This is a genomic window from Burkholderia multivorans ATCC BAA-247, assembly GCF_000959525.1.
Classification (GTDB): domain Bacteria; phylum Pseudomonadota; class Gammaproteobacteria; order Burkholderiales; family Burkholderiaceae; genus Burkholderia; species Burkholderia multivorans.
Genome location: NZ_CP009831.1, coordinates 134,114 through 146,499 on the forward strand (window position 1 = coordinate 134,114; position 12,386 = coordinate 146,499).

9 protein-coding genes are annotated in these 12,386 nt (G+C 69.2%); 4 read left to right on the forward strand and 5 right to left on the reverse strand.

All coding sequences use genetic code 11. The features are described from left to right. Nucleotides 1-360: 360 nt before the first annotated feature. The gene (locus NP80_RS02980) at nucleotides 361-1,221 is read left to right on the forward strand and encodes a LysR family transcriptional regulator (protein ID WP_035948573.1); all 861 of its coding nucleotides are present in this window, start codon (nucleotides 361-363) and stop codon (nucleotides 1,219-1,221) included. A 73-nt stretch (nucleotides 1,222-1,294) separates the two neighbouring features. On the opposite strand, the gene NP80_RS02985 is transcribed toward NP80_RS02980, so the two are convergent. Both NP80_RS02985 and NP80_RS02990 read right to left on the reverse strand, forming a co-directional pair. Then, complete coding sequence (locus NP80_RS02985; RefSeq protein WP_006412142.1) at nucleotides 1,295-2,479, reverse strand: amidohydrolase family protein; 1,185 nt, start codon at nucleotides 2,477-2,479, stop codon at nucleotides 1,295-1,297. A 91-nt stretch (nucleotides 2,480-2,570) separates the two neighbouring features. Further along, complete coding sequence (locus NP80_RS02990; RefSeq protein WP_045593050.1) at nucleotides 2,571-3,770, reverse strand: amidohydrolase family protein; 1,200 nt, start codon at nucleotides 3,768-3,770, stop codon at nucleotides 2,571-2,573. 341 nt (nucleotides 3,771-4,111) lie between these two features. Between NP80_RS02990 and NP80_RS02995 the strand changes: the two genes are divergently transcribed. Then, nucleotides 4,112-4,759, forward strand: coding sequence for an outer membrane lipoprotein (locus tag NP80_RS02995; protein ID WP_006411458.1), 648 nt, complete (start codon nucleotides 4,112-4,114; stop codon nucleotides 4,757-4,759). 373 nt (nucleotides 4,760-5,132) lie between these two features. Then, the gene (locus tag NP80_RS03000) at nucleotides 5,133-5,639 is read left to right on the forward strand and encodes a GNAT family N-acetyltransferase (protein WP_006411457.1); all 507 of its coding nucleotides are present in this window, start codon (nucleotides 5,133-5,135) and stop codon (nucleotides 5,637-5,639) included. 54 nt (nucleotides 5,640-5,693) lie between these two features. Here the strand turns inward: NP80_RS03000 and NP80_RS03005 are convergent, their stop codons facing one another. Next, a complete protein-coding gene (locus NP80_RS03005; RefSeq protein WP_045593052.1) occupies nucleotides 5,694-7,691 on the reverse strand; it encodes a glycoside hydrolase family 28 protein in 1,998 nt (665 codons plus the stop codon). Nucleotides 7,692-8,024: 333 nt separating this feature from the next. Here NP80_RS03005 and NP80_RS03010 point away from each other — a divergent pair, with 333 nt between their 5' ends. Continuing rightward, nucleotides 8,025-9,383: an aspartate aminotransferase family protein gene (locus NP80_RS03010; RefSeq protein WP_006411863.1), complete on the forward strand. Its 1,359-nt coding sequence runs from the start codon at nucleotides 8,025-8,027 to the stop codon at nucleotides 9,381-9,383. Between the two features lie 109 nt (nucleotides 9,384-9,492). Here the strand turns inward: NP80_RS03010 and NP80_RS03015 are convergent, their stop codons facing one another. Next, nucleotides 9,493-11,208, reverse strand: a complete 1,716-nt coding sequence (locus NP80_RS03015) for a tannase/feruloyl esterase family alpha/beta hydrolase (RefSeq protein WP_201776347.1) — start codon at nucleotides 11,206-11,208, stop codon at nucleotides 9,493-9,495. Between the two features lie 26 nt (nucleotides 11,209-11,234). Then, nucleotides 11,235-12,374: a porin gene (locus NP80_RS03020; protein ID WP_006411857.1), complete on the reverse strand. Its 1,140-nt coding sequence runs from the start codon at nucleotides 12,372-12,374 to the stop codon at nucleotides 11,235-11,237. Nucleotides 12,375-12,386: the final 12 nt, after the last annotated feature.

The window sequence follows — 12,386 nt, forward strand, 5'->3', positions numbered from 1 at the left end:
GACTTCGATGACGTGCGGCGCAGTCTAGACCGCCGATTTTCGGTGCGCAAGACGGGAGCGACACGCCTGCACGCGGCTCTATGCGACGAGCGTTCGGTCGCGTGCGGGAAGTCGGATCGATTGGGGTTTGTTATCCGAACTTAGGTGGGACTTAGTCGAACTTTCCATGTTTACCCTGCCCGCTGTTCGACAGCGCCCTCGTCGGTTTTTTTCGGCTGCCGGCTTGCGACAGATGTCTATACCGCCCGCGAGCAATCGCGCCCGCTCCGGCGAAACCGCGATTGCCGGGCGTGGCGGCGCATGTTAAAAGTCGTCCCCCGCATTCGGAAACGCAATGCTCGCCCCATCAGAAGTGCAGAAATGAATAGACCTTTGTTCGACCTCGACCTGCTTCGCGCGCTCGTGATGGTCGCCGATTGCGGCAGCTTTACGGCCGCGTCCGCGCGGCTGCACTCGACGCAGTCGACGGTGAGCCAGAAGGTGCGGCGACTCGAGGAAATCGCGGGGCATCGCCTGCTCGATCGCGGCACGCGCGACGTGCGGCCGACCGATGCGGGCGTGACCGTGCTCAGCTATGCGCGGCGGATGCTCGCGCTGAACGACGAGATGCTCGAAGTGCTGGCCGGTGCGACGGTGGCGCTCACCATCCGGCTCGGCGTGCCGGACGATTTCGCGGCGGGCCGCACGACGCACGCGCTCGCCGCGTTCAAGCGCGCCCATCCGCAAGTGAAACTCGAAGTGACGTGCGGGCTGAGCCGCGACGTCAGCGCCGCGTACGATCGCGGCGAACTCGATCTCGTGCTGATCAAGCAGCGGCGCGACAGCCGCGAAGCGGTCGCGCGCTGGCCCGAGAAACTGCGCTGGATCGACAGCGCGAAGCATCCGTCGATCGATCTCGACCCGCTGCCGATCGTCGCGTTTCCGCCGCGCGGGCTCTATCGCGACGACATGATCCAGGCGATCGAGGCACGCGGCCGCCGCTGGCGCATCGCGTTCACGACGTCGAGCCTGAGCGGCATTCAGGCGGCCGTCGCCGACGGGCTCGGGATCAGCGTGCTGCCCGCGCGCGCGGTGACGGCCGAGCACATCGTGCTGACCGCGACGCAAGGCTTCGCGCCGATCGAGAACATGGACGTCGCGATCCTGCATCGGCCGACCGCCGATCCGATGGTGCGCGAGCTGACGAAGACGCTCGCGGACATGCTCGAACACGAGCAGTAAGCCGCGTGCCGCAAAGCGGCATGCGAGGCGGTGTGCGGCCACGCACGCGCCGCCGCGCACCGCCGTGCGCAGGTCAGACCAGCGCGCCGTTTCGCGCGACGATCTTCCCCGACGACACGACGAGCCGCCGCACCGGCCGTGCGACCACGGCCTCCGCGAGCGTCATTGCATCGACGAGCACGACGTCGGCGCGCGCGCCGGGCTGCAGCCCGTAAGCGTCGAAGCCGCAGCCGCGTGCGGCACCGTGCGTCACGCATTCGAGCGCGACTTCGAGCGCGTCGTCGCGGCGGAAGTCGTTGCGCATCGCGATCAGCATCGCGCGCTCGAGCATGTCGGGCGATCCGTACGGCGTCCACGTGTCGCGCACGCCGTCGTTGCCGCCGATGACGGTCACGCCGGCCGCGCGGCACGCGAGGACCGACGGCACCGGCACCGCGGCCGGCGCCGTCGTGACGACGGCGACGCCGAGCTCGGCCATCCGCGCGAGCAGCGCGTCGCGCTCGCGTTCCGCGAGGTCGCCGAGACAGAACGCGTGGCTGATCGTCACCTTGCGCTGCATGCCGAGCGCGGCCGTGCGCTGCAGGATCAGGTCGAGCGAATACGCGCCCATCGAGCCGCGCTCGTGCAGGTGAATGTCGAGGCCGCGGCCGTAGCGTTCCGCGATCGCGAACAGCACGTCGACCGCTTTCACCGGGTCGCCTTCGATTGCGCACGGATCGAGGCCGCCGAGCAGATCGGCGCCCGCCGCGAGCGCGTCGGCGAGCAGCGCGTCGGTACCGGGCCGCTTCAGCACGCCCGACTGCGGAAACGCGACGATCTGGATCTCGACCTGGCCGCGCAACGTCTCGCGCGTATCGAGCACGCGATGCAGATGACGCAGCCCCGCGTCGGTATCGACGTCGACGTGCGTGCGAATCCGCGTCGTGCCGGCCGCGAGAAACGCACGCGCGAGCGCGAGCGATGCCGCGCCGGCATCGTGACCGCTCGTCGCGCGATAGTGCCGCTCGTTCTCGATGCGATCGACGAGGCGCGGACCGACCGCGTTGCGATACCACGGCATGCCCCAATGCGTCTTGTCGAGATGCGTGTGGCCTTCGACGAGGCCCGGCAGCGCGATCGCGCCGGCGCCCTCCTCGATCGCGCAGCCGGGCGGCGCATCGAGCGACGGACCCGTGCGCACGACGCGGTCGCCTTCGATGAGGATGTCGAGCGCGTCGTCGGCGCCCGTGCGGACATTGCGGATCAGCAAGAAGGTCATGTCGATCTCGTGCGGTCAGTGTGAAGTCGAGCGCCGTGCGAGCGGGCGCAATGCAAGCTGACGGCGCGCGATGGGCGCCCGGTCCGCATCATCATCGCGCGAAATCGAGCGCGGGCGCGTACGGCGCGCCGCGGTCGCTTTCGCCGCGACGCACGACCCAGCGCTCGGCGGGCACGCCGGCGACGGCGGCCGCCGCGTTCGGCGCGCGCACCGCGACGAAGGTCGCGTCGCAGCCGACCGCGAGCCCGTAGCGTGCTCGGCCAATGGCGCGTGCGCCCGCGTGCGTCGCCATGTCGAGCGCGACGCGCAGCGCGTCGTCGGTGTAGAAGCCCGACCGATAGCCGATCAGCATCGCGCGCTGCAGCATGTCGCCGTTGCCGTACGGCCACCACGCGTCGCGAATGTTGTCGTTGCCGGCGAACACGTGCACGCCCGCGTCGCGCAACGCCAGCACCGGCGGAAACGCGCAGTCGCCCGGCGCGTTCGTCATGATCGACACGCCGGCGTCGGCCAGCGCGGCCGCGGTGCGCGCGACGACGTCGGCGCCGACCTGGCCGAGCGCATACGCGTGGCTCACGTTCACGCGCCCGCCGAGGCCCGCCGCACGCGTGCGCGCCGCGATCCGCAACAGTTGTGCGATACCGGTGTCGCCCGGCTCGTGCAGATGAATGTCGATCTTCACGCCGCGCTTCTCGGCGATGCGGAACACGATGTCGAGCTGGCCGTCCGCATCGCCGTCGAGCGTCGTCGGATCGATGCCGCCGACGACGTCCGCGCCTTCGCGCACGGCCGCGTCGAGCATCTCCGCCGTGCCCGCGCACGACACGACGCCGGCCTGCGGAAACGCGACGAGCTCGATGTCGACGATGCCGCGCCACCGTTCGCGCGCGGCCATCACCGCGTGCAGGTTCGCGAGGCCCGTCGTCGCGTCGACGTCGACATGGCTGCGCATCGCGACCGTGCCGAATGCGGCGGCCTGCGCGATCAGCGCATGCGCGCGCTCGGCGATCGGCGGCGCGGCCGCGAGCTGACGCTTCTCGACCGCGAGCCGCTCGCGCAGCGAGTCGACCGGTTCGTGCGGCACCCAGCGGTCGCCGACGAAGCTTTTGTCCAGATGAATGTGGCCGTCGACGAAGCCGGGCAATACGACGCGGCCGTCGAGATCGATCGTTTCCGTGCCGGGCGCGGCGCCGCAGTCGCGGCCGATCGCAGCAAAACGGCCGTCGCGCACGAGCAGTTCGAGGGGCTGGCCGTCGGCGTCGACGGCATGGGTGAAGAGGCGGTCGGTCATCGTTCGTGATAGGGCGAAGGTCGCGGCGCGACGCCGGGGCGAACGGCAAACGTCGGACGGTGCGGCGCGACCGTGGATGGGGTGCGGCCACGATAGCGGACCGCGCGGCGCGAGGCCAATTAAATGTCACGATGCCGCGCATTCGATTTCGCGATGCATGCGCGAGGGCCGCGCATACGGCCGGCGCGGCCCGCAGCCCGCGCGTGGAGCGACGCCGCAACAGACTTTACACGTTGTTACCCGGCCGCACCGGACGCGCATCGGGCCATTCCTTATACTCACGCCCAGTTCGCCTCCGTCCCGGAATCCGTCGGCGAACACGTGCCGATTCAGGAAACCCCATGATGCGCCTGCCTTCCAAGAAGACCGTCCTGTTTGCGTCGCTCGTCGCCGTCGCGGCGCTTCCGCTGACCGCGTGCGTCGCGCCCGGCTACGGTCCGTACGGCGCGCAGCCCGGCTACCCGCAGCAGCAATATGCGACGCCCGGCTATGCGCAGCCCGCTTACACGCAACCGGGCTACGTGCAGCCCGCGTATCCGAACCAGCCGTACGACTCGCAGCAGCAGTACGGGTCGCAGCCGTACGGCAATCAGTACGGGAATCAGTATGGGAACCAGTATGGCGGCCAGTACCAGAACGCCTACGGCACCCAGTACGGGACCGTTGCGAACATCCGTCCGATCAACAGCGCGGTCGGCCCGTCCGGCGTCGCGGGCACCGTGGTCGGCGCACTGATCGGCGGCGTGCTCGGCAATCAGATCGGCCGCGGTCACGGCCGCGATGCGGCCACCGTGATCGGCGCGCTCGGCGGCGCCGTTGCGGGCAATCAGATCGGTCAGCAGATGGGCGCGCAGCAGGCGCCGAGCGGCTATCGGATCGACGTGCAGGTCAGCGACGGTTCGATGCGCTCGTTCGACGTACAGTCGCCGGGCGACCTGCGCCCCGGCGATCGCGTACAGATCAACGGCAGCCAGCTGTCGCGCTACTGATGTCCGGTCCGCGCGCGACCGGTTTGCCGATCGGTTGCGCGCGCAACGACGATTCTTCACGGACGTGCCGCAACCCGGCACGGTCGCTTGCGCGCTTCGTGGGCACCGGTCGCCGTCGAGGCGAGCGACATGCAGCACGCAACACGCATAAGCAGCCTTTCACATCGGCATCGTTCACGCCACGCATCGCCGAACCATGGCGCGCGCCGCGCCGGCGTACGAACCGCCCTCCCGCACCGTCTCCATCGTCAAGCTGCATCCAGATCGCGCAACGTCTCAGCATGCGCGTGCGTTTTCGCTTAGCATCGACGTTCGCTGCCGCCTATCGGGCAGCGCCTCCCGACATTCGAAGCGCTTGCGCGCATACCGACCGATGATCACGATCCGCCTGCTCGACGCCGCCGACGCGGCCCCGTTCCAGTCGCTGCGCCTTGCCGCGATCCGCACGTCGCCGACATCCTTCCTGCCGACCGAAGACGAAGTCGCGGCCGTGCCGGTCGAAACCTTCGCGGCGCAGATCACGCCGACGCACACGCAAGCCGTGTTCGGCGCGTTCGACGGCGAGACGCTGATCGGCAGCACGGGCGTGCGACGCGACGCGTACGCGAAGGTCGCGCACAAGGCGACGATCTGGGGCGTGTATGTCGACGCCGCGTATCGCGGCCGCGGCATCGCGCAGTCGTTGCTCGAACACGCGATCGCGCATGCCGAACACGCGTGGCAGTGCGCGCAACTGATGCTGTGCGTGAATGAATTCAACGCGACCGCGGAACGGCTCTATGCGTCGCTCGGTTTCGAGCGGTTCGGCACCGAGCCGCGCTCGCTGTGCGTCGACGGTCGGTTCTACGACGAGCACCACATGGTGAAGCGGCTCGCATGATCGGCCAAGCGGCGCGCAGCGCGAGATCGCGCGCGCCGCTTCTTGCTGCCACGATCAACGCGAATCGGTAATCGTCGTGTTGACCGTCTGCCCGGCAATCACGACGTTGCGCAGCGTCATCCCGTTCACGTTGAACGCATAGATCGGGCCCGGCGACGTGACGGTCGGCGTGCCCGATGCGACCGGCGTGCCGAAATCGCAGTTGCTGATCGTTACGCCGGCGATCGGCTGCACGGTCGGGGCGGGCGGCGCGCCGTTGTAGTCGAACGCGACCGGCCCCTGCGCGACGATCGCCTGAAAGCACGATGCGGTCACGCCGTTCAGCGTCACGTTGCGCGCGGTCACGTCGGCGATCGTCACGTTCTGCACGACCGGCGCCCGCGTGCGCACCGCGTCGTTCGCCGGTTGATAGTCGCAGTCGAACGTGACGATCCCGCCTTGCGCGGCCGACGGATTGCCGGCGGCCGGCGTCACGACGCCGAGCGGCACGCTCGCATTGATCGGGCTGCCCGCGAGCAGCGCGCTGCCGTAGCCGCCGCCCTTCAGCGTGACGCCGTTCGGCAGCGACACGCCCTTCACGTGAAAGTCCTTCACGTAGCCGCCGCGATTCATGTTCGTCTTCACGCGAATCGCGATGTTCAGCGGATTCGTCTGCCAGTTCGCGTTCAGCATCGACAGGTTCGTCGCGTAGATCTGCTCGACGCCGCCGCCCATCTCGCTGCCGAGCGTGATCCCGCCGTGGCCGCTGTTCATCGTGCAGTTGCGCACCAGATGCCGCTTCGCCGGCCCGTACTCGGTGTCGCGGTTCTTGCCGGACTTGATCGCGATGCAGTCGTCGCCGGTGTTGAACGTGCAGTCCTCGCAGAGCACGTCGGTGCATGCGTCGGGATCGAAGCCGTCGTTGTTCGGGCCGATGCTGTTGGTCGTCACGCCGCGGATCACGACGTTGCGGCACGCGGTCGGATGGTGCTGCCAGAACGGCGTGTTCTGCGTCTGGTAGTTCTCCATCAGCACGTTCGTGCAGCCGATGAATTCGACCATGCACGGCCGCAGATAATGACCGAGCCCGAAGATGCGCTTGTCGACCGGCACGCCGGCTTCCGAGAGCGCGGGCAGATAGTTCTGGTCCTGCTGCCACGGCGTGACGGGCGACGTCAGCATCGCGTACAGCGCATCGGGGATGCCGGGCGCGACGATGCGCAGATCGACGTTGTTCGGATTCGCATACGCCTGGCTCGGCACCGACGCCGCCGCGCCATACGCGCCCGAGGAGCCCTTGTACGTCCACCAGCACACGCTGCCGTTGCCGCTGCCGGCAAACGGCGTCATGGCCTGCCCGTTCAGCACCGACGTCGGCCCTTCGCCGGTCAGCGCGATGTTCACCGCGTTGCGCGCGTACACGGGCGCGCCGTAGTTCAGGCAGTCGTTAGCCTGCCAGCGGCTGTAGTACAGCCGGCCGTTCGCGCCGCAGTCGACGGGGCCGTCCTTCGCGTAGTCGGCCGGGTTCGGGCTGAAATAGATCGTGCAGTTCGCGCTCAGATGGAAGTTCACGTTGCTCTGCAGCACGATCGGGCCCGCGCAATACCAGTTGCCGGGCGGCACGACGACGCGGCCGCCGCCTTCGCGCACGCACGCGTCGATCGCGGCGAGAAACGCCGGACGCGAGTCGAACGCGCCGGGCGCCGTCGTCCGGTCGGCACCGGGGCTCACCGGCGATTTCGCGGCGTTCGTGTACGGCGACGTTTGCGGGACCGTCGTGCACGGACGCGCGCCGTAATGCGTGACGTCGAAGTCGCGCGCGCGGAACGCAAGCCGCGACACGTGCGCGAGCGACGCGGCGATCCGCGCGGCCGCGCCGTGCTCGCCCCAGATCAGGTCGACCGCGGACGACGCGGGCAGGTTGCCCGCCCAGGCGCGCGTGGCCGCGAGCGGGCCGCCGAGCACCGTGCCCCCGGCCAATGCACCGGTCCAGCCGAGGAAGGCGCGGCGCGACAGCCGCTTCGGCGAGCGCGAACGAACGGACGAAGACGAACGGTGGCGGGCAGCGGCCATGGACACTCCTTCAAATCGATAGAGGGCGGGCGCCGCGCCGGGCGGCACGCCGATTATTCATATGTCATCGTACTACTTGGAGCAGTCTAGTCGCGAATCGCGCGTTCGATGTATTTGTCGTTTACCCTGCTTGTACTGGGGCTTCTGTCTGACGTGTGCGCCCACTCACATCGGCGACTTCCGCTGTGTCGACATACGTTGTCGTATGTTTATGCGCACAAACCATCGCCTGCCGCGCGTGGCGCTTCGTGTCCGCCCCCCGTGATTCCGCCCCTGTTCAGCGGCCCGCCGCGCGCGCTATCGTGTCTGCTCCTTCACAACCAGGAGCCGCACTTGTCTTCCCGCCACGGAGTCGACCTCACCCGCGCCCGCGCGCTGTTCGACCGCGAGCGCCGCGCGTTCACCGAAGCCATGCCGATTTCCCGCGCGCTATCCGCGGAAGCGGCGGAGCATCTGCTCTTCGGCGTGCCGTTGCACTGGATGCAGGATTGGTCGACGCCGTTTTCGCTGTACGTGAAGGAGGCGCGCGGCGCGAGGTTTACCGACGTCGACGGGCACCGCTACGTCGACTTCTGTCTCGGCGATACGGGCGCGATGTTCGGCCATGCGCCCGAGCCGGTCGCCCGCGCGCTCGCCGAGCAGGCGACGCGCGGCTACACGACGATGCTGCCGAGCGAGGACGCCGCGTGGGTGTCGCGCGAGCTCGCGCGCCGCTTCCGCCTGCCGTTCTGGCAGTTCGCGCTGAGCGCGAGCGATGCGAACCGCTTCGTGCTGCGTTGGGCGCGCGCCGCGACGGGCCGCAACACGATCGTCGTGTTCAACGGCTGCTATCACGGCACCGTCGACGACGTCTTCGTCGATCTCGTCGACGGCCGCCCGGTGCAGCGCGACAGCCTGCTCGGGCAATCGTACGACCTGCTCGCGAACACGCGTGTCGTCGAATTCAACGATCTGGACGCGCTCGAAGCGGCGCTGAAGCACGACGACGTCGCGTGCGTGATCGCGGAACCCGCGATGACGAACATCGGGATGGTGCTGCCCGAGCCCGGCTTCTGGCGCGAGGCGCGCGCGCTCACGCGCCGCCACGGCACGCTGCTCGTGATCGACGAAACGCACACGATCAGCAGCGGCCCCGGCGGCTACGCGGTCGCGCACGATCTCGAGCCGGACGTGCTCGTGGTCGGCAAGCCGATCGCGGGCGGCGTGCCGTGCGCGGTGTACGGATTCAGCGCCGAATTCGCCGAACGCGCGAAGCAGGCGAAGCTGAACGCGCCGCCCGGCCATTCGGGCATAGGCACGACGCTGACGGCGAACATGCTCGCGATGCACGCGATGCGCGCGACGCTCGCCGAGGTCGCGACCGACGCCGCGTATGCCCACATGTTCGAACTCGCCGCGCGCCTCGCGGCCGCGCTCGAGCAGACGATCGCGAAACACGCGCTGCCGTGGTGCGTGACACGCATCGGCGCGCGCACCGAGTTTCAGTTCGCACCGACACCGCCGCGCAACGGCACGCTCGCCGGCGCGCAGCTCGACAGCGAGCTCGAGCACATCGTGCATCTCTACCTGTTGAACCGCGGCGTGCTGATCACGCCGTTCCACAACATGATGCTCGTGTGCCCGCAGACGACGGCCGACGACGTCGACCGGCTCGTCGCCGAGTTCGACGCGTGCCTGAGCGAGCTGACCTGAGCGCTTGAACCGCGCGGCGACACGCGCGGCCGGTCCGTCGCCGGTCGCCGGTCGCCGGATCGCGCGACCGCCGGACAGCCGGACCGCCGCGCGCCCACCGCTCGCGCGCTCAGCGGCAACTGAAGCTCGCCGCCGAATTCAGATCGCCCGAGCCGTTATAGCGAGCAACCTGCGGATACGGACACAGCGGCCGCGTACGCCCCGTGCCCCACGACGCGGGCACCTCCGCATTCGGCACCGGATTCGCCGCATCGCGCGCGGCCGCGACGATCGCACCGGGCGCCTGCCCCTGCTCGACCCACGCGACGAGCGGCGTCAGCATGTCGAACTGGTCGGTCGCCGGCCCGCCCGAGCAATGGTTCATCGCCGGCACCGGATAGAAGCGCGCGAAATCCGACGCATCGCCGCCGTTCGCCTGCGCGAGGCGCGCATACCAGTCGCGCGTGTCGTTGAACGAGAACACCGGATCGCCGGTGCCGTGATACACGAGCAGCTTCGCACCGCGCTGCTTCAGCGCGCCGAGGTTCGTTTCGTCGGGCGGCGTCATGAACGACCACGCCGATTGCGTGTACGCGCCGCTCGTCGCGAAAATCGCCGGCGCATCGTTGTCCATGTCGAAGCCGAGCGCGAAACCGGCCAGGTTGGCGAGCGTCGACGCGGGCTTCGGCGGCGTCATGAACGTGAACGCCATCGCGGCCGGATCGAGCGCGATCGAGTTCGACTGCTTCCACGCGGCCCAGCCGCTGCCGGCCACGCCCGGATCGTACGGAAAGCTCGCGTAGAGCGCGGCGCCCGCGCTGTTGCGCGCACCGGCGAACACGTTCGCGAGCGCGGTCTTTTGTGCCGGCGTCAGACACGCACCGGTGCGCGTGCCGTTCGCGCAGTCCGGTATGTCGGCGTCGAGGCTGAAGTGCGCCTGGCATGCGGCGACGTCCTGCACGATCCCGTCGGCCGCGCCGTCGAGCGCGTCGCATTTGGCGAGAATCGCCGCGCCGACGAAGCGGCGCTCCGCATCGTTGAATCCGCTGCGGATGTCCGGCAGCCCGTTCGCGCCCGTCGCCGACGCGATCTTCGCGAACTGCTGCGCGCCGTACATCTCGCCGATCGCCGCCTTCGGCAGATGGAAGCCGGGATCGCCGGCGACGATCCCGTCGTAGTCGGCTGCGTTGCGCACGGCCGTGACCATCGCGTGACGGCCGCCGTTCGAACAGCCGCCGAAATAGCTGCGGTCCGGCGCCTTCCCGTATGCGATGCGGATCACCTGCTTCGCCATCGGCGTCAGCGCATCGACGGCGCCGTAGCCGTAATCGATGCGCGCCTGCGGATCGACGCCGAACAGCGGATTCTGCGCGGCGCTGTGCCCGGAATCCGAGCTGATCACCGCGAAGCCCATCGCGAGCGCATCGGTCAGCGGGCCGCCGCCGCCGATTTCGCCGGTCGCGGTCACGACGTTGCCGTCGAGTCCGCCGTTCGCCTGATAGAAGAAACGGCCGTTCCAGGCCTTCGGCAGGCGCATCTCGAAGCCGATCGCATAGGTGTTGCCGTCGACCGCGCTCACGCGCTCGTTCATCTTGCCGGCGATCACGCAATGCTCGGGAACCGGCCTGCCGGCGACGGTCAGCGCGCCGGCCGCGGCGGTCGTCACCGACGTGAACGACGTGTTCGCGTACGCGAGCTTCGCGGCGAGCGCGTCGCAGGTCTGCGTCATCGCGGCCGGCGTCGCGGCGCTCAGATGCGTCGGTGCGGACGTCACCGAATCGTCGCCGCCGCACGCGGCGAGCAGTGCGGCCGACAGCGGCGCCGCGCACAGCAGTTTGCGGTTCATCATGGTGTCCTCGCGCGCTCGTCGAATCAGAACAGATGCTTGACGCCGACCATCGCGCCGAGCTGCCCCATCCCTTCGCCCGGTGTCGTGCCGGGGCCGCCGCCGCTGACCGCGTAGCGCGCATGCGCGCTGTTCCACAGATACGACGTCTGCGCATAGACGGACGTGCGCTTCGTCAGCAGATACGTCGTGCGCAGCGTCGCCATCGTCGCGCGCGTGTCGTGCGCGCTGTTGACGATCCGGTAGCCTTCGCCGTCGACGATCAGATAAGGCTTCACCGTGTACGACGCACCGACGAAGAACAGATCGGAATGTGCACCGGCCGCGGCCGGCGAACCGGTCGACACGCGGCGCCCGATCCAGCCCGCGCCGACGCGTGCGCCGCCGGCTTGCGCATACGCGCTCAGATGCACGCGCGCGTCCTTGCCCGCGCTGCTCGTGAAGGCGACCGGCGCAACGCCGTCGAAGAAGTTCGCGGCCGCACCCGTCCCGCCGCGCTGCTCTTCGTACGAGGCCGCCGCACCGAAATACGCGCTGTCGTACTTCAGCATCGCCGACCAGTTCCGGCATTCGACCGCATGGCCCGGCACCTGTCCCGCGCACGTGCCCTGCCCCGGCGAATTGCCGGTGCCCGCGCCGTCGCGGCCGAACGAATACGCGGCGCCGAGCGTCACGCCGCGATAGGTGCCGATGTAGGTGACCGCGTTGTCGGCGCGGCCGTTCGGCACATACGCGTCGAGCGAGCCGAGGCCGTAGATGTCGGGGCCGATGATGTCGGCACCTTGCAGCGCGAGATACGTCATCGTGTACTGGCGGCCGAACGCGAGCGTGCCGAAGCCGCCCTTCAGGCCGACGAACGCCTGCCGGCCGAACAACCGGCCGCCCTGCCCGAGATCGCCGCCGCGCACGTTGAAGCCGCTTTCGAGCACGAACACCGCCTGATAGCCGCCGCCGAGATCCTCGTTGCCGCGAATGCCCCAGCGCGACGGCATCTCGCCCGTCACCGCGGGCATCCGCACGACGTGATCGCCGGCCGCGTTCGCGTGCGTGACGAATTCGACGCCCGTGTCGACGATTCCGTACAGCGTCACGCTCGATTGCGCCTGCGCGCCGGTCGCGGCGAGCGCGCATGCGCCGGCCGCCAGCAAGGCTTTGGTGTGCTTCATGATGAGTGTCTC